At 62.7% G+C, this 23,271-nt stretch carries 24 protein-coding genes; 2 read left to right on the forward strand and 22 right to left on the reverse strand.

The genetic code is table 11. The annotated features are described in order from the left end of the window. Positions 1–468: 468 nt before the first annotated feature. The 6 genes from AC3WOS_RS16925 to AC3WOS_RS16950 form a co-directional block, all read right to left on the reverse strand. Positions 469–942 carry a DUF6985 domain-containing protein gene (locus tag AC3WOS_RS16925; protein WP_492717189.1) on the reverse strand — a complete coding sequence of 158 codons (474 nt, stop codon included), beginning with the start codon at positions 940–942 and terminating at the stop codon, positions 469–471. A gap of 56 nt (positions 943–998) precedes the next feature. Continuing rightward, positions 999–1,448: a DMP19 family protein gene (locus tag AC3WOS_RS16930; protein ID WP_492717190.1), complete on the reverse strand. Its 450-nt coding sequence runs from the start codon at positions 1,446–1,448 to the stop codon at positions 999–1,001. A gap of 215 nt (positions 1,449–1,663) precedes the next feature. Next, the gene (locus AC3WOS_RS16935) at positions 1,664–2,101 is read right to left on the reverse strand and encodes a hypothetical protein (RefSeq protein ID WP_492717191.1); all 438 of its coding nucleotides are present in this window, start codon (positions 2,099–2,101) and stop codon (positions 1,664–1,666) included. 67 nt (positions 2,102–2,168) lie between these two features. Continuing rightward, a complete protein-coding gene (locus AC3WOS_RS16940) occupies positions 2,169–2,603 on the reverse strand; it encodes a hypothetical protein (protein ID WP_492717192.1) in 435 nt (144 codons plus the stop codon). A 57-nt stretch (positions 2,604–2,660) separates the two neighbouring features. Further along, positions 2,661–3,104, reverse strand: coding sequence for a hypothetical protein (locus AC3WOS_RS16945; protein WP_492717193.1), 444 nt, complete (start codon positions 3,102–3,104; stop codon positions 2,661–2,663). Between the two features lie 336 nt (positions 3,105–3,440). Further along, on the reverse strand, positions 3,441–3,971 hold the full coding sequence (locus AC3WOS_RS16950; RefSeq protein ID WP_492717194.1) for an NUDIX hydrolase: 531 nt from the start codon (positions 3,969–3,971) through the stop codon (positions 3,441–3,443). 254 nt (positions 3,972–4,225) lie between these two features. Between AC3WOS_RS16950 and AC3WOS_RS16955 the strand changes: the two genes are divergently transcribed. Continuing rightward, a complete protein-coding gene (locus AC3WOS_RS16955; protein ID WP_492717195.1) occupies positions 4,226–4,711 on the forward strand; it encodes a hemerythrin domain-containing protein in 486 nt (161 codons plus the stop codon). Between the two features lie 44 nt (positions 4,712–4,755). On the opposite strand, the gene AC3WOS_RS16960 is transcribed toward AC3WOS_RS16955, so the two are convergent. The 8 genes from AC3WOS_RS16960 to AC3WOS_RS16995 form a co-directional block, all read right to left on the reverse strand. Beyond that, complete coding sequence (locus AC3WOS_RS16960; protein WP_492717196.1) at positions 4,756–5,436, reverse strand: Crp/Fnr family transcriptional regulator; 681 nt, start codon at positions 5,434–5,436, stop codon at positions 4,756–4,758. Between the two features lie 147 nt (positions 5,437–5,583). Then, complete coding sequence (locus tag AC3WOS_RS16965; protein WP_492717197.1) at positions 5,584–6,144, reverse strand: YybH family protein; 561 nt, start codon at positions 6,142–6,144, stop codon at positions 5,584–5,586. 81 nt (positions 6,145–6,225) lie between these two features. Then, positions 6,226–7,710: a serine/threonine-protein kinase gene (locus tag AC3WOS_RS16970; protein ID WP_492717198.1), complete on the reverse strand. Its 1,485-nt coding sequence runs from the start codon at positions 7,708–7,710 to the stop codon at positions 6,226–6,228. A 15-nt stretch (positions 7,711–7,725) separates the two neighbouring features. After that, positions 7,726–8,604: a c-type heme family protein gene (locus AC3WOS_RS16975; RefSeq protein WP_492717199.1), complete on the reverse strand. Its 879-nt coding sequence runs from the start codon at positions 8,602–8,604 to the stop codon at positions 7,726–7,728. A 43-nt stretch (positions 8,605–8,647) separates the two neighbouring features. Beyond that, the gene (locus tag AC3WOS_RS16980; RefSeq protein WP_492717200.1) at positions 8,648–9,505 is read right to left on the reverse strand and encodes a FecR family protein; all 858 of its coding nucleotides are present in this window, start codon (positions 9,503–9,505) and stop codon (positions 8,648–8,650) included. Positions 9,506–9,874: 369 nt separating this feature from the next. Further along, entirely contained in the window at positions 9,875–10,444 is a 570-nt protein-coding gene (locus AC3WOS_RS16985) for a DUF4865 family protein (protein ID WP_492717201.1), read from the reverse strand. Continuing rightward, positions 10,441–10,854 carry a tautomerase family protein gene (locus AC3WOS_RS16990; protein ID WP_492717202.1) on the reverse strand — a complete coding sequence of 138 codons (414 nt, stop codon included), beginning with the start codon at positions 10,852–10,854 and terminating at the stop codon, positions 10,441–10,443. Before AC3WOS_RS16990 ends, AC3WOS_RS16985 begins: the two co-directional genes overlap by 4 nt. A 17-nt stretch (positions 10,855–10,871) precedes the next feature. After that, positions 10,872–11,183 carry a carboxymuconolactone decarboxylase family protein gene (locus AC3WOS_RS16995; RefSeq protein ID WP_492717203.1) on the reverse strand — a complete coding sequence of 104 codons (312 nt, stop codon included), beginning with the start codon at positions 11,181–11,183 and terminating at the stop codon, positions 10,872–10,874. A gap of 105 nt (positions 11,184–11,288) precedes the next feature. On the opposite strand from AC3WOS_RS16995, the gene AC3WOS_RS17000 reads away from it, so the two are divergent. Beyond that, positions 11,289–12,173, forward strand: a complete 885-nt coding sequence (locus tag AC3WOS_RS17000) for a LysR substrate-binding domain-containing protein (RefSeq protein ID WP_492717204.1) — start codon at positions 11,289–11,291, stop codon at positions 12,171–12,173. 118 nt (positions 12,174–12,291) lie between these two features. Here AC3WOS_RS17000 and AC3WOS_RS17005 read toward each other — a convergent pair whose 3' ends face one another. The 8 genes from AC3WOS_RS17005 to AC3WOS_RS17040 form a co-directional block, all read right to left on the reverse strand. Beyond that, positions 12,292–14,295 (reverse strand): ATP-binding protein, encoded by a 2,004-nt coding sequence (locus AC3WOS_RS17005; protein WP_492717205.1) that lies wholly within the window; start codon positions 14,293–14,295, stop codon positions 12,292–12,294. Continuing rightward, positions 14,285–15,121, reverse strand: a complete 837-nt coding sequence (locus AC3WOS_RS17010) for an enoyl-CoA hydratase/isomerase family protein (RefSeq protein WP_492717206.1) — start codon at positions 15,119–15,121, stop codon at positions 14,285–14,287. The genes AC3WOS_RS17005 and AC3WOS_RS17010 overlap by 11 nt, the downstream gene beginning before the upstream one ends. A 24-nt stretch (positions 15,122–15,145) precedes the next feature. Continuing rightward, positions 15,146–16,771 (reverse strand): acyl-CoA carboxylase subunit beta, encoded by a 1,626-nt coding sequence (locus AC3WOS_RS17015; RefSeq protein ID WP_492717207.1) that lies wholly within the window; start codon positions 16,769–16,771, stop codon positions 15,146–15,148. Position 16,772: 1 nt separating this feature from the next. Beyond that, positions 16,773–17,942, reverse strand: a complete 1,170-nt coding sequence (locus tag AC3WOS_RS17020; protein WP_492717208.1) for an acyl-CoA dehydrogenase family protein — start codon at positions 17,940–17,942, stop codon at positions 16,773–16,775. 47 nt (positions 17,943–17,989) lie between these two features. After that, entirely contained in the window at positions 17,990–18,844 is an 855-nt protein-coding gene (locus tag AC3WOS_RS17025; protein ID WP_492717209.1) for an SDR family oxidoreductase, read from the reverse strand. Positions 18,845–18,871: 27 nt separating this feature from the next. Beyond that, positions 18,872–19,732: a beta-keto acid cleavage family enzyme gene (locus tag AC3WOS_RS17030; protein ID WP_492717210.1), complete on the reverse strand. Its 861-nt coding sequence runs from the start codon at positions 19,730–19,732 to the stop codon at positions 18,872–18,874. A 194-nt stretch (positions 19,733–19,926) separates the two neighbouring features. Further along, positions 19,927–22,050: a 3-hydroxyacyl-CoA dehydrogenase NAD-binding domain-containing protein gene (locus AC3WOS_RS17035; protein ID WP_492717211.1), complete on the reverse strand. Its 2,124-nt coding sequence runs from the start codon at positions 22,048–22,050 to the stop codon at positions 19,927–19,929. 10 nt (positions 22,051–22,060) lie between these two features. Then, entirely contained in the window at positions 22,061–23,266 is a 1,206-nt protein-coding gene (locus tag AC3WOS_RS17040; RefSeq protein ID WP_492717212.1) for an acetyl-CoA C-acetyltransferase, read from the reverse strand. Between the last annotated feature and the right edge of the window lie 5 nt (positions 23,267–23,271).

Here is a 23,271-nt window from a genome sequence, read left to right on the forward strand (position 1 = left end):
GTCATCGTCAAATCCATCGCCCCTGGGCGGATTAGAACTCCAATTGCTGGAGGCGACAACTATTTTGACAGAGGGGGAGGTCCCGCCAGTTATCTTTTCCGTAGACATAGTTTCGCCGTAACTCTAAGGCATTGAGATAGTCGAGGGTGGCCGCCGCGCATTCGAGGCGACCGACTGGCGTCGCTTCGTAGTATGTCCACACGCCCGAGCGGTCAGCTTGGGCTAGCCATGTAAGCGACTCAAAAACCACGAAGATAGGTTGCGGCCATCCGAAAGTCGGATGCCCCTTATCGAAGCCGCTCCATCCCATTGCTATCCCCTGAAGGTCTACCAGCGCTGCATAGTCTTGCTGGTCAAGGAGCTGGGAAAGAAATTGTGTGCTGTATCGTGCCATCTAAAAATAACCCTGCGCATATTTGAACGCCTGCTGCTGGCCGGCTTCAGCAGCTTGGCTCGCTGGAATTCGAGTCACGCGTAGTTCCAACTATCCTTTTCCAAGAATTCTGCCCACGGGTCTTCTCCAGTGAAGCTTCCTACGTACAAAACTTTGTTATCCCGAATCACCCACTCCATCCCATGTTCGACTTCCCAGTCGCAATTCAGCTCCATGTGGATGACCGGTTTATCAAGGTCTTCGAGATTTGGAACAATCAGGACGCTTGGAGAGACAGAGTTCAATATGGTACGCGGCGATTTGAAGGTTCTTGGGCCTTCGCCCACCTCCTCGAGAAAGCCGTTGCAATAACGAATACAGGCTTCGCAGAGAGCGTCGATAAGGCTGTCTTCCATTGAGTTAAAGTATTCTGCACAACGAACAACATACTCAACTGTGGCCGTGTCCTCGACAACGAATCCGACGTATCTATCGAATAGCTCGAGATAGACCTCGCCTTCTAATGCGAACTGTTTTCCCTTAGAGACGTTTCTAATGAGTTCATGCATACTCAACGATAACCTTTTTTGAATGTCTGCAAGTGGCCGTTTTCGGCTGAGCGCTGTTAAGAGTCTACCTGTAGTAAATCATGACGGACCGCGAAATCCTGACTCAACTCCGCCAGGCTGTCGGGGTCTGCCCAAAATTGTTTGTCTAATTCATTAAGGCGCCGTTGGTGGGACTCATCTTCCATAGGGGTTAGCATGCTCCTTCGCACGCCGGTATCTTCAGGGACAGCTTGGAATCCAAAAACGACTTGCTTTGCTTTTTGCAGCAAAATTAAGCTGGCCTGTGCTCCCATTGCTTCCAATCCTTTCAGGGCGTCGTTGTAGGTGGAGCCTGAGCTATTGTGAAAATATTGCTCGAATCCACCGTTATACACCTCGCCTGACAGGCAACCAACGGCCCAGTATTGCCGCTCAACTTCAGACAAAGAGATTAGACCGTCTGGTGCCTTAAAAACCATATCAACCAGCTTGCGCCAATAGATGCGAGTGGGATCAGTAGCGTCCAATTCACGCTCCCGCTTTGCGGCAGCCTTTGATGCTTCGATTCGTGACCGCGTGCCTGATCGGCAAGGCAAACAGAGTCCACCGTTTCGGTCGGCAGTTTCCTGCAAAATGAGAACTCCGCAATCGGAGCATGGAACCTTCATCTACAAAGCCGTCCAATAATTAAATTACCTGCCGCAGCATGTGGCAGTCCGGTTTTGGCCGATGTCGGCCGCTATCACTTGAGCTTGCATATTTCCACATTTAGCAACTCAGCATCAAGCACTATCGAATCAAGCTGAGACAGTGAGTAGTATCGTTCGTCTTGGGCGGCGGGAGGATAACCCAAAACATGTACGACACTTTGTTCGTGGACAAGAAATCCCCAGCGTCCATGCGCGAATCGATTCCGGACTTCCCGCATCGAATCCGCAGCCATGTACCATGCAATTAGCTCGCAATATTGCCCGTCATGCTCACCTTGCTGAACGGTGGCAGCTTCAACGAAGCGCTCTAGCTTGTCTTGAAACTTCCCTGTACCTCCGACACGCAGGGACAAGTTGAGCTCAATGCTAGCGAACGCGACAAAAAAACGGCCCAATGAGCGATGCAAAAAGTCCTGCATTTCGTGACAATCCAATTGCATACTTAGTGACGTCAAATAACCTACCTTCAATTGAATTTTTTTAACGTAAAATCCGCTGCCGGCCGGTCGCGGCCAGTACATACATTCAACGAAAAGATTATTTTACTGCACTGGACGACAATTGCTGAACTTCAGCAGCGACATTTCCATGCGTAGACAGAACTCCCGAATTTCCACAATTGTCAATGAAGAAGTCGTCCCTATCCGGTTTCAAAAAAAGAATGTACTCTACCTTTGCACCCAACGGGAAGCGAGAAGACGTATTTTCTGAACGGACGTTCACAACATTCTTCGCTGTCCCTTTCAGGTAGCTGACCACTTTGATCGTGTAAAGGACCGTCGTCACGCCATCTGGGTCGACGTTGTCTTCAGACAGAATACGTTCCTGCTCCAAAATTCCAGTGATGACGGCGGCGCTGCTCTTGGCCTCTTCCTGTACAGAAAGAGCACGACCATCCAAACAGAGCGCATTTGCACTGCCATAAAGAAATACCAGGCCCAGAAAGTAGAAGCAGAACTTAGGACTTCGCATTTTTGCATCGTTTCGCACAGTGGCTGCTATTAGCCGAAAACAGCCTTAATTGCGGTACTAATTGATGGAAGACGCATACTTGAATTTGTAACCCGAGTGCACGCAAAAATAGAGCATTTTCTCTACAGGAACAATCACGTTGAGCCCATGGTCTCCCTTGAACTCTGGTCCCAACTTCCCCAATTCATCGACACTGTCTGAGTCAGGGAACCCTACAAGTACCGTATCCCCGTTTCGAGGATAAACAGCAGTCCAATATTTTTTATGACGCATTAACGCAATATTCGTGTAAACGCACATCATCCACCGGGAAGCTTCAGCACTTCGGGTTGCAAACCCTGGCATTTCAAGACTTGATGTTAAATCTGTGCTCGACAGTTCTTTGGCCGAATATTCTAAATTTGGAAATCCAGTTTCTTTTGGAAGAAACTGTATTTCTCCGGCAGAGGATACTGTTGAAATCGCTAACAACGCTAGAGTAAGAATAGACTTTATTTGCATACAGTATTTCGCCAAGTGAAAAATGCGGGTTTCTGATAGGGTGCACCAAGCAGTCTGAGTAGAACTTATACCTCCGCGCGAATGGCAGCTTTCGCCGTTTTCAGTCAAGTATTAACACGCCTAACGATTGCGAAGACGTTTAGCAGATATTATTTCAAATACCGCCCCGACAAGGAAGAGGACACCCGCTCCGAATTTAAGCCCAAGGTAGTACGCTACAAGTGTTGCAATAATTAATCCGGCGGTAATTAGGTGACGCATAAAAAACTCCTATTTTCAGTAAAAGCTCATCGACAAAGCGGCTAGGCCCGGCCCATTCGAGCCTGCAAGCCGAAATCAAGAACTTAATTTTCCAATAAACCGTTTCAAGTGTGGTTCAGCACGTTCGAACGGCACCTCATCGAAGCGAAACCACCGTATCGACAGAAATTCTTCTTCATCAAATTGCATCAATGCCGTCCTATCCGCACGTACCACGTACCAGAGCGAGACGTCAGTATGGCCAGCCGTAAGTCCCACCGTCGTCGTCACGGTCAGCATAAGCGGCGCGGCTATGGGATGGGTTGCCACGATCCCCAATTCCTCCTGCAACTCGCGCAATACCGTAGCGCGCGGATGCTCGCTCTCCTCCACATGCCCGCCAGGCAGTAGCCAGCGCTGGGCATTCCTGTGGTCTACGAGCAGGACATGGTCATCATCGACAACGACGAAATAAGACACCAGATGTCGAGGTGGCGTTGCCGGTTTAGCCAGGCGGCACAGTTCCACCCCGGAATCAATCCAGGCAAGGGCATCGGCAATCTGACTTCGTTCCAGCGCATCGAGCGGCACAATCGACGACAGTTCATCCCGGATAGCTTGGCGCACGTGGTTCTAAATTTACGGTATGGGCAAATGCCCGAGATATGCAGCATACCATCTTGCTAATTTGCAAAATGCGCACATTCTCACCTGGGCTGCGCCCCGGCCATGCCCGGCCGGATGGCGCTATCGAAAAGCGAACCCGGCGCCAATCCCGCCCGGCCAATGGCTAACTTCAAATTCCTTGCCGTAGGTTAAGGAATTGCCAGATAGATAGGGAGCACAATTCAGTCGCATCGTAGACAGGAGCGCCAAGAAAAATGAACAAAGTCAGCCAATTTCTCGAACACGATCATGCCCGCTGCGACAGCCTGTATGTCGACGTCGTCAACTGCGTGGCTGCGCGCGACTGGGCGCAGGCCGCGCTGCGGTTCCCTGAGTTTGCTGAAGCAATGCAATTGCACATCGACATGGAGGAATCCGTCGTCTACCCCGCCTTCGAACAGGCACTGGGCAACGACAGCGGCCCCACAAGGATCATGCGGGCCGAACATCAGCTGCTGCGCGAAATCCTCCATCGCATGATGGCCGCCATCATTCACCGCGACCTGATCGAGTTTTCCGACCATGCCGACACCTTCCGCCTGACCACCCAGCAACACAACCTGAAGGAAGAAGGCATGCTGTTCCCCTTGGTCGACAAGATGCTGCACCACCGCTACGACGAACTGGTGCAGGCGATGACCGGCCTGTGCCGCTCTGCATCCGGCCAGGCGGCCTGGACGCCGGCAGCGTCAGCCACCTGAATGGGCGGAGCAGGCGTCGCGCGCGACCTTGGCCGGGCCGCACGTCAAGCCAGCATGGCTTCCATGCGCGGCCAGTCGAGCACGGTGATGCGGCGATTGTTGACCTGGATGATGCCGTCCTTGCTGAAATCGCGGAACACGCGCGACAGCGTCTCCGGCGTCAGGCTCAGGCGCGCGGCGATCACGCCCTTGTTCGCCACCAGCGCGATTTCGGCATTGGGCACCCGTTCGCCGCCCTGGCGCAGCAGATAGTCGGCCAGCCGTTGATGGGCGTTGAGCGCGTAGCTGCCGATATCGCGCACCAGGCCGCAGAACTGGCGGCCCAGGCAGGTCATCACTTCGCGCGCAAAGGCGGGATTTTCATCGGCGATGTCAAGAATGACCTCGCGTTCGGTATGGAGCAGCATGGTGTCGGCCGTGGTCGTGACACAGGTCTGGTGCGGCTGGTTCATCACCATTTCGCCCAGGCCGAAGCATTTGTTGGCACCGAGGATGGCCAGCATCTTCACCCCGCCCTGCTTGCTGTTCACGGCAATATGCACCTGCCCATACACGATCCAATATGTGCCCAGCGCCGGATCGCCCTGCTGGATCACCGTCACGTTGGGCACCGCGCGCAGCGGACTGGTGTGCTCGGCGATGCGTTCGATCTGGCGCGGCGTCAGCATGCGATACAGCGACGAGTTGGCAATGATACGTTCTATTTTTGCAGCGTCGTCACGCATGATGCTTACCTGCTTTGTTGGAGATCAAGGCATCCATGGTAACGATGTGCTAGCGATGTTTTATTGATGTGAATCAATCCGTTGCCAAATGCACGATGATACGGCGTGGCGTTTTCGTCCGCGCACGCCTGTACCATCCGGCGCCGGTCACTCAGGCGCGCGGTTCATTGTCCAGACGACACTGACGATTTTCCATCCCCCTTCCGGCACTTTCATCATCTGCCAGGTCTCGACCCCGTAATTCTGCGCCTTGCCGTTGATCAAAAATTCGTAATCAAACATCACCCAGGCCACGCTATTGTCTTGCGTAATCTTAACGTTATAGAATTTTTCCTCGATCTCGTTCTTTGTCGTGCCGAGGAAAGTGGCGAAATCGCGATAGCCACTGGAGCGTATGCCATTGAACGTCACATCGGACGTTTCCCGCACTTTGGCGATGGCATCCGGCGGCGCCGGCGTATCAAATAGGATCGCGGAATTGAGGACGAGCGTGGACAGTAGCTTCGGATTTCTCGTCTTGATGGCCAATCTAAAGTCTTCAACCACCTTTTCAATCGCCCGGGTGTCGTCCGAAGAACTTCCATGACGACCGATATAAGACGGCATCCCGTCGGCCTGTGCCACGCCGCACAGAGAGGTCAGCAAGAGCATGCTCGCAAGTAACGCGGCACGAATGCCGGGCAGGTTGCTGACGGGTGAACTGGTCATCGCTTTTCCTTAAAAAAGGAGCAAGCATAGCAGTTCGTCACATTTTTACCAGACCGGCCATGGGACGGTGCGATCCGAATCTCAGGCGCCCATCTCCTTGAGGAACTTGGCCCGATCCTGCTCATTCGGCAACTGCTCCGCCAGCATGCGATGAAATTCCGCCACATCGCCCGTCACCTTGGCATAACGCTTGACCAGTACCTTGGCGATGGGGCCGATGTAGGGCGTCAGTTTCTGCTCCGCTGCCGCCATGACTTCGGCACTGAGCTGCAGCGCCGTCCCGCCGCTGGCGATCCTGCTCAGCTGCGACGGCGACAGACCGGCACTGCTTTGCCCCAACGCCGTCCCGCTGGCCGTATTCAGTCCCAGCTTCTGTTTGATCGCCTTGACGCTGGCCAGGAAGGCCAGGCGCCCCGGTTCGGTCGTGATATGGGTGAGCAGGCGCCGGCACAGCGCATCGAGGTCGGGCGCATCGTGCGACTCCTTCTTGAGCAGCAGCTTGGCCATCGGCCCGACCTGCATCGACAATGCCAGTTGCAGTTCCGGCGCCACCGCCACCAGCCACTGCGGCGCCGATGCCGACAGTGAGGCCGTATGTCCGACGCTGGCGCCCGCGCCACTGCCGGAGGCGGCAGAGCTGTGCTGCGGCGCCCCAGTGCCGTGCTGGGGAGCGGCCGGACGTGGCGCAGGGCGGCTGAACGCCAGCACGGTGCGCTCGTTGTCCTCCTCGCCCAGGGGCACGCCGCCCGTCTGCTGCAGATGGGCTTCGGTGAGCGCCGTGAGGAAGGCGCGCGCCGTCGGCAGACGGTCCTCCACCCGCTTGGCCAGGGCCCGCATCAGCACCGCGTCAAACGCCGGATTCAGGCCGGGTTGCAGCTCGCTGGGCGGGGTGGGCATGGTATGCAGGATCTGGTGCATTACCACCGACGGCGCGCCCGTGAACGGACGCACCCCGGTCAGCATCTGGTACAGCAGGACGCCGGCGGCGAAAATGTCGGAGCGGCCATCTACCCGCTCGCCGCGAAACTGCTCGGGCGACATGTAGCTGGGCGTGCCGATCACATCGCCCACCTGGGTCAGCGTGGACGACTCGATCTTGGCCACGCCGAAATCGGTCACCTTGATCTGGGCGGCGGCCGTGACGAGTATGTTGGCCGGCTTGATATCGCGGTGCACCACCCCGCGCGCATGCGCGTAGTCGAGCGCGCCCAGGAGCTGCGTCATGCAGGAAATGCACGCGCTTAAATCCATCGGCGCATCGGCCACCAGGAAGTCGTTGAGCGGCCGGCCCTCCACGTACTCCATGGCGATGTAGGTCACGCCATCGCTTTCGCCGTAGTCGTACACCGCCACGATATTGGGATGGACCAGCCGGCCGGACGCCTGCGCCTCGTTGCGAAAGCGCGCCACCAGCTCTTCCCCGGAGCGGCCGTCCAGCAACTCCTTGCGTATGGTCTTGAGCGCCACCACGCGGGCGATATTGTCGTCATACGCCCGATACACCACGCCCATGGCACCCTTGCCCAGCGTGCCGTCGATACGATACTTGCCTATCTTGTCAATCATCGGATACCTGGCTGCTTATTCATCGAGCATTTTCAAGGCGCTGGCCAGGCTGGTGCGCATGCGCGTGAACGACTGCGCCAGCGCGCTCAGTTCATCGCCGCCCTTCACGTCGAACTCCTCGGCCTCGAACTTGCCCAGGCTGACCTGGTCGGCCACCTGCGCCAGGTGGGTGATGCGCCGCGTGACGAGCAGATGGACCATCACGTTCAGCGCAATCAGCACCACCACGAACACGCCCAGCAGCGACAGCATGAAGGTGCGGAAGATGGCACTGGCCCGCTGCAGCGGCACGGCCATCGGGACCGAAATGACCTGGGCGCCGACGATTTCGTTGAGTTGCCACGCAAAGCCGTTGTTCGGCCCGTAGATATCGACCATGGTCTTGGGCGCGTTGGCGGCCGTGCTGTGACATTGGAGGCAAGCCTCGCCCTTGATCTGCAGCGGCCGCGCAATATACAGGTTGCGGCCGGTGGCCGTCTCGCGTTCGCCCGAGTACTCCTTCAGGTCCGGCGACTTGCGCAGCTTCTGTACGATGTCCACTTCCCAGTCGGTGGCCTTGTCGCGCAGATTGGTCGGGTTCAGCGTCGCCTCCTTGTAGGAGAAATCGGGATAGGCCTTGAGGATCACGTTCATGTTCTCCACCGCGGAATACGAGGGCACCGACTGCGGATGGAACTCGTATTTCATCTGGTTGGCCAGCAGCGGCGCGATCTGGCCGGCCGTGTAGCCGCGCACGCTCTTGGCCGCCTCAAGCAGCAAGCGGGCGTTCTGCAGCGTCTCCTCGCGCGCGCTCTGCTTGAGCAGTCCGTCGGCGATGAAACCGGCGGCCACGAAGCCGACGGCGAAGATAGTCACGAACACCAGATTGAACTTGCTTGCGATGGACAATTTCATGTGTGCTCCTGGGAGAAGGGGAATGAACGGTGTGGCGCCGGCGCTACGGTGAAGGCACGCGCTTGACCACAGGGTGCAGCACCGGTTGCCATTCGCTGCCATGGCCCAGTGCCTGATCGAGCTGGCGGCGGAACTGCGGATCCTGCAGCCGCTCGCGGAAGCGGGCGACAAAGCGCTTGCGCACGCCCAGGCCGCAGCGCAGCCACGCTTCGACGTCGGCGAAATCGACGGCACGCTGGCGCTGCGCGGCCGGCTTGACCGGCTTGGCCGGCTGCGGCACCGGGGCCAGGCGGTCGCGGAATGGGGGTGGCATATCGTGCAGGAACCGCGGATCGGCCCGGGGCAGCATGAGCAGGGGCTTGCCGGCATCGGCCTGCACATAGCTTTCGGCGGCCACCTTCTGCATGGCGCCGGCCTTGCCCTGCCCTGTCACGGCGGCGGCCAGCTGTTCGCCGGAGTCGGCAAACAGGGCGTCGCGTCCCGGCCGGCTGAACACGACGGCGGCACCGCCGCCCACGCTGGCCTGCAACGCTTCACCGGCGACGGTGGCGCGGCTGGCGGCCGTCTGCACCTTGACCCAGCCCTGCAGCAACGCCAGCTCGAAGGTGCCTTTGGATGCGGCTCCCAGCGTGGTCAGGTAAAGCTTTGTTTGCGGACCGAGTGCGACGATGGCACCGCCGTCCAGTTCGATCTGCGCCCCGCCGGCGCCTGTTTCGACGATGTCGTCCTGCTGCAGCGGGGTGCCGTTGACGGCCTGGTACACATCGGCCGCGCGGATCACGCGTACGGGCTGCTCGGCCAGCGCCAGGCTGGCGGCCGGGGCGGCCCAGGCCGCGCAGCTGCCCGTCAGCAGCCAGGCCAGCGCCGCCAAAGTAGAAAGGAAGGAAGGATGGTTCGCCATGACGGTGTTTCGGTCCGGTCCCGTGGTCTCGCCATGAGAATAACATGGGTTTTTGACATCGCCGCCGTATTTTTTGCGACGAGTGCAACGGGGGCAGCGCCAACATTCCGACACGAGCTTAGCCTTAAAGTTGTACTGCGGCAGAGCCTGTGTCGGAATGTTGGCACTCCCCACTGGCCCCATTGCCCGACGGGCGTGCTAGACTGAAATGACAATTGAGCAATATTCGAAAAAGGGGTACGTCCCCATTTCCCGTAAGGGAGGAGAAAAAGGGAGAAAAAGGGGTACGTCCCCATTTTCTCCCCATTTTCCGTCACGACTTTCGAAATTTGGCATTTTCCCCCGATATTCGTTGCCGCGGATTGCGTATTACCGCTCTCGGTTACCCGGCACCGACATGTGGCCCACTTCGTAACGCTGCTCGTGCGATTGCGGCGTGTCTTCGACGCCATTGCGCCACAGCGAGAACTGCACCAGCGACCAGCTGCCTGGTTCAAACCCGACCACCACCGCCAGCGCGCCGCGCTGGCGCAGTGCCTGGGCTGCCGCCTCTTCCTGTTCCCTTAATGCCGCCAGCACCGTATATGGCGCGATCGGCTTGACGATCCGGCGCGCGTGCCGCGCCTGCGCCACATCGTCCGCCAGCCAGCTGTGCCACACCGTCCACGTCTTGATCGATGGCCAGCCGAAGGCCTGTGCCACGCCGGCGAAACCGGGGCCGTTGACGAAGGCATGCATCGCCTCGGGCTCGCGCCACAAATAGAACGGCGCATACAGGTTCTCGGCCGTCGCGCCGCCATTGCGGTCGGCGCTGAGATAGGCCTTGAACGTCAGCCCCGGAAACTCGTCCAGCATGTGGCCCTTGCTGGCGATGCGCTGGCGGATGATTTCCATGTCGTAGTCGGCCGGCAGCACGAAGCTGTATTGCATCGCCATCATGGCTGGGCCTCCGCCATCGCGTTCTGCCATGCCGCGCCGGGCGCGTACAGCTCGCCGCCGGCGAACGACCAGTCGTCGGCCTGGGTGGTGCTGATGACCACCATGACATCCTGCGGCCGCACGCCCGGCGACTCGGCCAGCAGGCTGACCAGCCGCTGATAGAACGCCTGCTTGACGGCGCCGCTGCGGGCGCGGCCCGCCGTCACGCAGATCAGCATGTAGTCGTCCGACCGGGGACCGCCCATGTAGTGGCGATCAAAGCTCATTTCATATGGTTCGTGCTGGTGGATGACCTGGAAACGGTCGTCCGCCGGTACGCCGAACGTGTCCACCAGCGCCTGATGCAGGCTGTCCGAAACGGCCCGCAGGTATTCCGGCGATTTACCCTTCAATAGCGATATGCGGCTCATAGGCATGATGTGCTCCCTCAGTTAATTTGCTTCAGCAGGTTGATGGCCGATGCTGCCGTCGGCCAGCCGGAATAAAACGCCAGATGGGTGATCAGTTCCACCAGCTCGTCGTGCGTCACGCCATTTTCCAATGCCCGCTTCAGGTGAAACGGGATCTGTTCGATGCGGTACATGGCCACCAGCGCCGCCACCGTCACCATGCTGCGGTCGCGTGGCGACAGGCCGGGACGCTGCCAGACGTCGTCGAACAGCACCCTGTCGGTCAGTTCGGCCAGCTTGGGGGCGATGGCGCCCATGCTTTGTTTTCCTGCAGTAGACCCCGTCGTCATCTTCCTGGCTCCCATAAAATGCATTGACAGGGACAAGATACGCCACTATCTTGGTTCAGAAAATCAGGAATATTTAAACCGACAATCCCACAAATCGGGACGATCATGCGTAGAATCACCTTCGACCTCGACATATTGCGCAGCTTTGTCACCGGCGTAGACCTGGGCAGCTTTGCCAAGGCCGCCGACCGGCTGGGCCGCTCCACCTCGGCCGTCAGCGCCCAGCTCAAGAAACTGGAGGAGCAGCTGGGCACTCCCGTGCTGCGCAAGGCGGGACGCGGCATGGCGACGACGGCGGCCGGCGAATCATTGCTCGGCTATGCGCGCCGCCTGCTGGAGTTGAACGACGAGGCGGCAACGGCCGTGCGCGGGGTGGACCTGGCCGGCAGCATCCGGCTGGGCATGCAGGAGGATTTTGGCGAGCACATACTGACCGAGGTGCTGGGCCGCTTCGCCCGCGCCCACCCCAAGCTGAGGATAGAGGCGCGCGTGGCGCGCAACGCGGAGCTGGTGGACCAGGTGACGGCCGGCCGGCTCGATCTGGCGCTGGCCTGGAACGCGGGCGCGGCCCGGCCCCACGCGGAAATCGTGGGCGAGACGGCCATGCGCTGGATTGGGGCGCAAGACAGCGATCCGCTTTCGCTTATCGCAGGCCCGGAGCCGGTGCCGCTGGTGCTGTTCGATGCGCCCTGCATGATGCGCACGGCAGCCACCAATGCGCTGGACCGGGCCGGCATCGCATGGCGCGTCGCCTTCACCAGCCCCAGTCTGGGCGGCGTATGGGCGGCGGTTGCGGCTGGATTGGGCGTGACCGTACGCACGGAAGTGGGCTTGCCCAGCCGGCTGCGGACGCTGGATGAAGCCGCCCTGCCCGCCCTGCCCAAGGTGGGACTGGACCTCTTGTTCAGCGAGGCCGATCCCAGCCCCGTCATCCTCCGGCTGCGCGATGCGGTGCTGGAAGCCGTAGAACAGTACGCGCCAGCAGCCTGAATGGCCGTTGCGCTACGCGGCCTGCGCACGCGCTGACGTACGCGTGCGATACACCTGCGCGGCGTTTGCGTGCGCTACACCTGCGCAGCGTGTGCGTGCGCTACGCAGGGACTGGCTATCAGGCGGATGGCGCGCCAACGGGGCTGGATTCCACCGTCATCAGCAACTGGCGCGCCCTGACCTGCTGCCCGACCTGGCAGGCCAGCGCATTGACCACGCCGTCCGTCTGGCTGGTCACGGAAAACTCCATCTTCATCGCCTCCAGCACGGCCAGCGGCTGGCCCTTGGCCACGGCGCTTCCCGCCTCCACCAGCACGGATATGATCTTGCCATCCATCGGCGCCAACACGCGGCCATCGCTGGCGGCGTCTTTGCGGGCAGCTGGCGCCAGCGTCACGTCTTCGTACGCCAGCGTCGCGCCACGGCAGCTGAGCCATAACGTGGCGCCGGCCCTGGCCACGTCCGCAGACTGCGCCACGCCGTCGTGGACATAGCGCACCTCCGGAGCCAGGCTTTCCAGCTCCAGCATGACTGCGCCATCCGGCAACCGCACCTCGTAATGCCCTCCACCGCAGGGCCGCACGCTGCTTGCGATGACCTCGTCGCCGCACTTGAGCCGTACCGTCGCCGTTGCGGGGGCGGAACTTTGCCACTCCAACAGCTCCGTATCCAGTCCCGCGCTGTGGGCCAGCGCATCGGCATCCTGCCGGTAGAACAGCAACGCGGCCAGGGCGCGATGCATGCTGTCGCCAGCCAGCGCAGCGGCCAGCGGGCCAGCCGGGAAATGCTCGCCAATGAAACCTGTCGAGAACCGGCCGGACGCGAATGCCGGATGGGCCACCACCTGGCGCAGGAAATCGCGATTGCTCGCCACACCCAGCAGCACCGTCCCGTCCAGCATCTGCAGCAGCGTGCGGCGCGCCTGTTCCCGGTCGGAGCCGCTCGCGATCAGCTTGGCCTGCATGGAATCGTAGTTCGGCGCGATAACGCCGCCCTCGCGCAAGCCATGGTCGACGCGCATCCGCGGCCCGGACGGCGGACGCCACGCCAGCAAAGGCCCCGTCTGAGGCAGAAAGCCGCGCGCCGGATCTTCCGTGCACAAACGTACCTCGATGGCCCAACCGCTGCGCCGCGCCAGTATCATGTCCTGCGCCAGCGGCAAAGCTTCTCCCTGCGCCACACGCAGCTGCCACTCGACCAGGTCCAGGTCATAGACGATCTCGGTGACGGGATGCTCTACCTGCAGCCGCGTATTCATCTCCAGGAAATAGAACTGCCCATCCTCGGCCAGCATGAATTCCACCGTGCCCGCGCCGACGTAGCGCACCGCGCGGGCGGCGGCGATGGCGGCGGCGCCCATGCGCATGCGCAGCACGTCATCCACGGCCGGGCTGGGGCATTCCTCCACCACCTTCTGATGCCGCCGCTGTACCGAACAATCGCGCTCGCCGATGTGGACGATATTACCGTGCCGGTCGCCGAACACCTGTATCTCAACGTGGCGCGCATTGAGCACGGCCTTTTCGATCAGCAGTTGGCCATCGCCAAAGGCATTGGCCGCTTCGCTGCGTGCCGATGCGATGGCGGCGGCCAGTTGCGCCTCCTCATGCACCAGTCGCATGCCGCGTCCGCCGCCACCGGCCGCCGCCTTGACCATCACCGGCAGGCCAATCTTCAGCGCCTGGGCGGCCAGGTGCGCGTCGCCCTGATCGCTGCCCTGGTAGCCGGGCACGCACGGTACGCCCGCTTCCAGCATCAATGCCTTGGCGTTGCTCTTGTTGCCCATTGCGGAAATGGCTTCCGGATCGGGGCCGATAAACACCAGCCCCGCTTCCTGCACGGCGCGCGCGAACGCGGCGCTCTCGGACAGGAAGCCATAGCCGGGGTGGATGGCGCCGCAACCGGTATCCAACGCCGCCCGTACCAGCTTGTCGATCGCCAGATAGGACTGCGCGGCAGGCGCCGGGCCTATCGCCACCGCTTCATCGGCCTGCGCGACGTGCAAGGCATCGCGATCCGCCTCGGAATAGACGGCTACGGTCGCATAGCCAAGCTTCTTGCAGGCGCGGATCACGCGCAGGGCGATCTCGCCGCGGTTGGCAATGAGGACTTTATCGAACATGTGTTTTACCAGTCTCTTCGTTATTGTCGATGCCGGCCAATGCCCACTGGGGCAATCGCTTTTCCATGAACGCCTGCGTCCCCTCGGCCGCTTCCGGTCCGCACAAGGCTGCCGAGAACAGCGTGGCCGCCCGGTCCAGCACTTGTCCCAGCGGTTCGCCGCCGACGGCCAACATGATCTGCTTGGTGACGGCGTTCGCGCCTGGCGCACAGCGCATCACCTGCGCCAGCACTTCCGTCACGCGGGCATCAAGCGCCGCCTCGCTATCCTCGACGTAGTGCGCCAGCCCCAGACGACAAGCCTCCGCACCATCGAAGCGCCCGCCGCACACGCCCAGCCGGCGCGCCTGCGACAGGCCGATACGCTGCACGACAAACGGCGCGATCTGCGCCGGAATCACGCCCAGGCTCGTTTCCGGCATGCCGAAACTGGCGTCGTTGCGGGCGATCGTCACATCGGCCACGCAGGCCAGGCCGAAGCCACCACCCAGCACCGCACCCTCGGCGGCGACAATGACGGCCTGCGGCACGCCATTCGCCAGCTCCAGCAGCGTGCCAAAACGGCGGTTGAAGGCGGCCACCGGATCCGTTCCCGGAGGTGCTTCCTGTCGGCGGATGCGGGCGAAATCCTTCACGTCGCCGCCGGCGCAGAAATTGCCGCCGCTCCCGCGCAGCACCACGGCCCGCACCTCGCCGCAGGCGGCAACGGCCTCAAAGGCGGCAATCAGTTCTTCCAGCAATCGCGCGTTCATGGCATTACGCGCCTCCGGACGGTTGATCGTCAGGTGCAGCACAGCCCCTTCGCGGCGAACCAGCAGCACGGGCATATCTTGATTTTGCACGGATTGCTCCTAGAAACGGGCCACGCCAAAACTGCTGGCCTGCAGCGGACGCTGCTCAGCCTCGCGGCAGATGGAGAGCGTGTAGGCGAGCACCCGGCGCGTGTCGCGCGGATCGATCAAGCCATCGTCGTACAGCCGCGCCGTGCCGGCCAGGCTGTGCGACTCGGCCTCGAACTGGCGCACCACGCCCATCTCCATCTTGGCCAGCTGCGCCTCCTCGGCCTCCGATACTGCCCGCCCTTCCTTCAGCCACTTATCGCGGGTGACGATGGACAGCACCTTGGCAGCCTGCTCGCCGCCCATGACGGCCGTGCGCGCGTTGGGCCAGGCGAAAATGAAGTCGGGATCGAAGCCGCGCCCGGACATGCCGTAATTGCCCGCGCCGAACGAAGCACCTATCACCACCGTAATGCGCGGCACGCGGATATTGGCCACCGCCTGTATCATCTTCGAGCCGTGTTTGACGATGCCACCCTGCTCGCTTTCGCTGCCGACCATGAAGCCGGTCGTATTCATCAGGAACACCAGTGGCATGCCCGCCTGGTCGCACAGCTGCATGAACTGGCCAGCCTTGGCCGCGCCATGCGCCGTGATGGGACCGTTGTTGCCGATGATGCCGACCGCCATGCCATGGATGGTGGCGCGCCCGCACACGGTGTGGGTGTCGTATTCGTTCTTGAAGTCGAGGAAGTCACTGCCGTCCACCAGCCGCGCGATCACCTCGCGGCAATCGTAGGGCTTGCGGTAATCGACAGGCACCAGCCCGCACAGTTCTTCCGTATCGTACAGAGGTGGGCGCACTTCCGACGCCGGCACGACGGGCCGCCCCTTGTTCCAGTCCAGGCTGCGCACGATGTCGCGCGCGATGCGGATCGCGTCCGCGTCGTCCTCGGCCAGGAATTCGCTGGTGCCGGCCACCTGGCAGTGCATTTCGGCGCCGCCCAAATCCTCGTCCTTGGCCACTTCGCCCGTTGCGGCCAGCAGCAGCGGCGGCCCGGCCAGGAACACCTTGGCGCGCTTGCGCACCATGACCACATAGTCCGACAGGCCCGGCATGTAGGCGCCGCCAGCCGTACTGGAACCGTGCACCACCGTGATCTGCGGAATGCCGGCCGCCGACATGCGGGCCATGTTGGCGAAAATGCGCCCGCCGTCCGTGAATATCTCAGCCTGGTACATCAGGTTGGCGCCACCCGATTCGATCATCGAAACCAGCGGCAGCTTCTGCTCCAGCGCGATCTCCTGCATCCGCAGCGTCTTGCGCATGCCCCACGGCGTCACGGTGCCGCCTTTGATGGCGCTGTTCGATGCCGACAGCATCACCCGCGCCCCGCCCACATAACCGATGCCGCAGATGGTATTGCCGCCGGCAAGCGAGCCGTCCTTGTCGTCGTGCTGGCGGAAGCCCGCCAGCGAGGCGATTTCCAGGAAGGGCGAACCGCGGTCGAGCATCAGGTTGATGCGCTCGCGCGGCGTCAGCTGGCCGCGCTGGTGGAACTGCGGCTGGCGCGCCGCCTCGGTGGCGCGTACCATGTCCTCCACGGCGCGTACTTCGGCCAGCGCCGCCAGCATGTCCTCGCGCTGGCGCGCGTAGCTCTCCGACTGCGTGTCGAGCTGCGATTCGATGATGGCCATGTCAGGCTCCGCGCTTGCCCGGCAAGGTGCCCATCAGCTTGGCGATAATGCCCAGCATGACTTCGTCCGCGCCGCCGCCGATGGAGGTCAGGCGATAATCGCGGTACAGGCGCGCCGGCAGCGATTCCCACGTATAGCCCATGCCGCCCCAGTACTGCAGGCAGGCATCCGTCACTTCGCGCGACAGGCGGCCGGCCTTCAGCTTGCACATGGAAGCCAGCTTGACCACTTCCAGGCTGTCCGGGTTGGCGTGGTACAGCGTGCCGGTGCGGTAGATCAGGGCCCGCAACGCCTCGATCTCCGTTTGCAGCTCGCCCAGGCGGAAGTGGATCACCTGGTTGTCGAGCAGCGCGGCGCCGAAGGCCTTGCGCTCGCGGGTGTATTCGATGGTGGTCTGCACCAGCTTTTCCAGGCCCTTGACGCACATGGCGGCGCCGAACATGCGCTCTTCCTGGAACTGCTGCATCTGCATCTGGAAACCGGCGCCTTCCTGGCCGATCAGGTAGCGCTGCGGCACGCGCACCTCGTCGAAAAACAGCTGCGCCGTGTCGGACGACCACATGCCCAGCTTGTCGATCTTCTTGGCCCGCTGCACGCCCGGCGTGTTCATGGGCACCACGATCAGCGACTTGTTCTTGTGCGGCGCGCCGTCCGACGTATTGGCCAGCAGGCAGATCCAGTCCGACTGCATGCCATTGGTGATCCACATCTTGGTGCCGTTGATGATGTAGTCGCCGCCATCCTTGCGGGCCGTCGTCTTCACGCCCGACACGTCCGAACCGGCGCCCGGTTCGCTCACGCCGATGGACGCCACCAGCTCACCCGCGATGGACGGCGCCAGGAACTCGCGCCGCAGCTCGTCCGAGCCAAAGCGGGCCAGGGCCGGCGTGGCCATGTCGGTCTGCACGCCGATCGCCATCGGCACACCGCCGCAGTCGATGCGGCCCAGTTCCTCGGCAAAGGCGATGGCATAGCTGTAGTCCAGCCCCATGCCGCCAAATTCCACCGGCTTGGTGATGCCCAGCAGGCCCAGGGCGCCCAGCTTCCTGAACAGTTCACGGGCGGGGAATATCTTGGCCGCTTCCCACTCGCTGACGTGGGAGTTGATTTCCTGGTCGACGAACTTGGCGACGCTCTGGCGCAAGTCGGCGTGTTCTCTGCTATCAAACATGGGACGGCTCCTCGGATTTGAAAATGAGTGGAATAGTGGCGATACGGTCAGACCAGGATGCCGGCCGGCGGCGTCCAGTCCTCGGGCACGAACAGGTCGGCCTGCAGGCTGTCGCTGCCCTCCATCGCGCGGTAGGGGCGCAGGTCCGTCACGCCATGGGCGATCAGCACTTCGTCGTCCATGAAGTGCCGGCCCGTGACGCTGCGCGCCGGCTGGGTCAGGATGTGCCAGGCCGCGTCGGCCATGATCTCGGGCTTGCGGCTGCGCGCCGCGCCGGAAGGCGACAGCAGGTTGCGCACCGCCGCCGTAAAGATCATGGTGCGCGGCCACAGCGTATTGAAGGCGATGCCGTCCTCGCGGAACTCCTCGGCCATCGCCATCGCGTACATGCTCATCGCGTACTTGGCCATGGCGTAGGCGGGAAACGGGGCGAACCAGGCGGGCACCAGGTTGAGCGGGGGCGACATGTTGAGCACATGGGGATTGTCCGACTCGCGCAAAAAGGGCACGCACGCGCGGCTGACCATGTAGGTGCCGCGCGCATTGATGTCATGCATCAAATCATAGCGCTTGGGGTCAAGCGCCAGCGTACGCGCCAGGCTGATGGCCGACGCGTTATTCACACAGATATCGATACCGCCGAAGCGGTCCACCGTCTGTTCTACGGCGGTGGCTATCTGTTCTTCGTCGCGGATATCGCACGCAATGGCCAGCGCGCGTCCGCCTGCTTGTTCGATTTCCTCGGCTGCCGTGTAGATCGTACCGGGCAGCGTGGGATGGGGTTCCGTGGTCTTGGCCACCACCGCCACGTTGGCGCCATCGCGCGCGGCGCGCAGCGCCAGCGCCAGGCCGATGCCGCGCGAGGCGCCGGTGATGAACAGGGTCTTTCCTTTCAGGCTCATGACGATTCCTCGTGTAGGGACGTGGGATTAGTGGGCGGCCAGCATGGCGCGCGCTTCGGCCGGGGTGGCAATTTCGCGGCCCACGGCGCGCGCCGTGGCCACCAGCGCTTCGATCAGCTGGCCGTTGCCGCCAGCCTTGGCGCCGTCGGGCAGGTAAAACGTGTCTTCAAGGCCGGTGCGTAAATGCCCGCCCAATTCGGCGATGCGGCGGTGCAGCGGCCACACTTCCTCGCGTCCGATGACGATGCCCTGCCACTGCGCGCCGCTCGGGATGTACTTCATCAGCACTTGCAGCAGGTCGGCGTCGGCCGGCATGCCGGAAGCCACGCCCATCACCAGCGACACGTGCAGCGGATCGCGCAGCAAGCCGGCCGCGCGCAGCATGGAAATGGAGCGCAGGATGCCCACGTCGAAGCATTCGCATTCCGGCACCACGCCGTTCGCGTGCATCACGTCCAGGAAGGCGGCGATTTTTTCGACCGGGTTATCGAACAACATGGGCGGCCAGGCCCAGGCGCCGGCCGAGGTGGTTTTCAGATAATTGAGGCTGCCCGCGTTCATGGCGGCCATCTCGGGCTTGCAGCGCTCCAGGCAGGCCACGGGGCCGGCGATGTCGCGCCCCACCACGCCGGTGGAGAAATTGAGGATCACGCCGGGGCAGGCCTCGCGGATGGCCTGCGCGATGTGCTCGACCACGTCCGGGTCCCAGGTGGGCAGATGGCCCTTGCCCGGCTGCTGGTTACGGAAGTGGACATGCATGATGGAGGCGCCGGCGTTGTAGGCGTCGCGTGCGGAACGCGCCATTTCGTCGGCCGTTACGGGCACGGGGTGCTGCTTGGGATCGGTCAGCACGCCGGTCAGGCTGCAGGTCACGATAGCTTTGTTCATTGACAGGGCACTCCTCGCAAAGGCAGTTGCGGCGCCATGCGGCACCATCTGCGAACGATAGTACACACGATTAGACAGTGTGTCTAGATTTGTCGTCCACCATCAAAAGGATTGATGCGAAAACAACACGGGGCCGCGCAAAGGCGGCCCCGCAAGGGTGTCGGCAGGCCCGTGACGGGGCCGCGGATCGAGCGTTAGCGGCTGTAGAAGGTACGTCCGCTGTCGGCCATCGTCTTCAGCAGCGCCGGCGGCTGGAAGCGCTCGCCGTATTGCTGCGCCAGCGCCTCGCACTGGCCGATGAAGGTCGCGATGCCGGTACTTTGGATATGGCCGATGGTGCCGCCCCGGAACGGCGGGAAGCCCCAGCCCAGGATGGCGCCGATGTCGGCGTCGCGCGCCGTCGTCAGCACGCCCTCCTCCATGCAGCGCACCGTCTCCACCGACTGCACGGCAATCAGGCGCTGCACCAGCACGTTCACGTCAGGTTGCTGCGCGGCCGGCGGGAACAGCTCCGCCAGTCCCTGCCACAAGGCCTTCTTGCCGCCTTCCGGATAGTCGTAGAAGCCCTGGCCCGCCTTCTTGCCGATGCGGCCCAGCGCGACGATGCGCTGCGCCACCTCCAGGCCGGGACGGGGGCGGTAGGCGTCGCCCAGGTCGGACGCGGTCTGTTTTTCGATCTTGACCAGCAGTTCGGCCGACACTTCGTCCGTCAGCGCCAGCGGGCCGACGGGCATGCCCGCCTGCAGGCCGGCGTTCTCGATCAGGGCCGGGCGCACGCCCTCCTTCAGCATCTGCAGGCCTTCCATCACGTAGGTCGAGAACACGCGGCTGGTGTAGAAACCGCGCGCATCGTTGACCACAATGGGCGTCATGCCGACGGCGGCGATGTAGTCCAGCGAGCGGGCCAGCGTGGCGTCGCTCGTTTCCTTGCCGAGGATGACTTCCACCAGCGGCATCTTGTCCACCGGCGAGAAGAAATGCAGGCCGATGAAGTTGGCCGGACGGGCGCTCGCTTCGGCCAGGCCGGTGATCGGCAGGGTCGACGTGTTGGAGGCGAAGATGGCGTCCGGCGCCAGCACGGCCTCGCTCTTGCGGGTCACATCGGCCTTGATGCCGCGGTCCTCAAATACGGCTTCGATCACCATCTCGGCGCCGTCCAGCGCCGCGTAATCGGTGGTGGGCACGATGCGTTCCAGCAGCGCCGCCGCCTTTTCCGGTGTGATCTGGCCGCGCGCGGCCTGCTTCTCCAGCAGCTTGCGGCTGTAGTCCTTGCCCCGCTCCGCCGCTTCCTGCGTGGTGTCGAGCAGGATGGCGGTGATGCCCGCCTTGGCCGTCACGTAGGCGATGCCGGCGCCCATCATGCCCGCGCCCAGGATGCCCACGCGGCTGTAGCGCTGCTTGGGCACATCGGCCGGACGGGCGGCCAGCTTGTTGGCCTCGTTCATGCCGAAGAACAGACTGCGTATCATGTTCTTGGCCTGCGGGCTCAGGACGGCATGCACGAAGTAGCGCGCCTCCGTCTTCAGGCCCGTATCGAGGTCGGTGATCAAGCCTTCGTAGACGCAGGACAGGATGTGCTCCGGCGCCGGATAGTTACCGTAGGTCTTGGCGCGCAACATGGCGTTGGCGGCCATGATGAGCTGTTGCACGGCCGGGCTGCCGATGGCGCCGCCGGGGATCTTGTAGCCTTTCACGTCCCATGGCTGCTGCACGGGACCGGTCTGCGCCAGCAGCCAGTCGCGGGCCGCCTGCACTTCCGTCCCTGCCGCCACCACGGCGTTCAGGATGCCCAGCTTGAGGGCGTCGGCCGCCTTCAGCCGCTTCCCTTCCAGCAGCAGGGGCAGCGCGTTCTGCACGCCGATCAGGCGCGGCAGGCGCTGGGTGCCGCCGCCGCCCGGCAGCAGGCCCAGCGTCACTTCCGGCAGGCCGAAACGGGCCGACGGCTTGTCGGCCGCCACGCGGTAGTGGCCGCACAGGGCCACTTCCAGCCCGCCGCCCAGCGTGGTGCCGGGCAGCGCCATGGCCACCGGCTTGCCGCAGCTCTCCAGCCGGCGCAGCGCCTTGTGCAGGGCCGTGGTGCGGGCAAACAGTTCGGCGGCCGAATCGGCCGACTGCAGCCATTCCAGGTCGCCGCCGGCGATGAAATCGGCTTTGGCCGACGTCATCAGGATGGCCTTGACGGCCGGATCGCTCACCGCCCGTTCGATGGCGGCAAACAGCGCCTCGCAGCTTTCGCCGTTGATGACGTTCTGGCTGCGGCCTGGCATGTTCCAGCTCAGCGTCGCGATGCCTTGGGCGTCGAGTTCAAAATCAATCATGCCGCTCTCCTTAAATCCGTTCAATGATGGTGGCGATGCCCATGCCCGCGCCCACGCACAGGGTCGCCAGGCCGGTGTTGAGGTCGCGCCGTTCCAGCTCGTCGAGCAAGATCCCCAGGATCATGGCGCCCGTCGCGCCCAGCGGATGGCCCATGGCGATGGCGCCGCCGTTGACGTTGATGCGGTCGTGCGGCACGTTCAGCACCTGCATGAAACGCAGCACCACGGCGGCAAACGCCTCATTGAGCTCGAACAGGTCGATGTCGGAGGCCTGCATGCCGGCGCGCTTGAGCGCCTTTTCAGCCGCGTAGCTCGGGCCGGTCAGCATGATGGACGGCTCGGAGCCGATGGTGGCGAACGAGCGGATGCGGGCGCGCGGCTTGAGGCCGGAACGGGCGCCCGCTTCGGCGCTGCCGAACAGCACGGCGGCGGCGCCGTCCACGATGCCCGAGCTGTTGCCGGCGTGGTGGATGTGGTTGATGCGGTCCATTTCAGGATAGCGCTGGCGGATCACGGAGTCGAAGCCGAACTTCTCGCCCATGTCGGCGAACGAGGGCTTGAGCGCGGCCAGCGATTCGATGCTGGTCTGGGGACGGATGGTCTCGTCGCGGTCCAGCACCAGCAGGCCGTTGATGTCGCGCACGGGCGCGATGGAGCCGGCGAACCAGCCCGCGTCCACGGCGCGCTGGGCGCGGCGGTGGCTTTCCACGGCGTAGGCGTCGACATCGGTGCGGGAATAGCCCCACAGCGTGGCGATCACGTCGGCCGAAATGCCTTGCGGGACAAAGTAGCCGGGCATGGCGCAGCGCGGATCCACGGCCCAGGCGCCGCCGTCGGCGCCCATCGGCACGCGCGACATGGCCTCCACGCCGCCGCCGACCGCCATGTCGGCCTGGCCGGACATGACCAGCGCGGCCGCCATATTGCACGCCTCCAGGCCGGAGGCGCAGAAGCGGTTGACCTGCACGCCCGACACGCTCTGGTCGTAACCGGCGGCCAGCGTGGCCACGCGGCCGATGCAGGCGCCCTGCTCGCCCACCGGGGTGACGCAACCCAGGATCACGTCGTCCACCTTGGCCGTGTCGAGCTCATTGCGGTCGCGCAGCGCGCGCAGCGCCGTTGCCGCCAGTTCCACCGGCGTGGTGCCGTGCAGCGAGCCGTCCTTCTTGCCCTTGCCGCGCGGCGTGCGCACGGCGTCGTAGATGTATGCTTCCATGTCGT

It is taken from the genome of Rugamonas sp. FW305-51, from assembly GCF_058786935.1.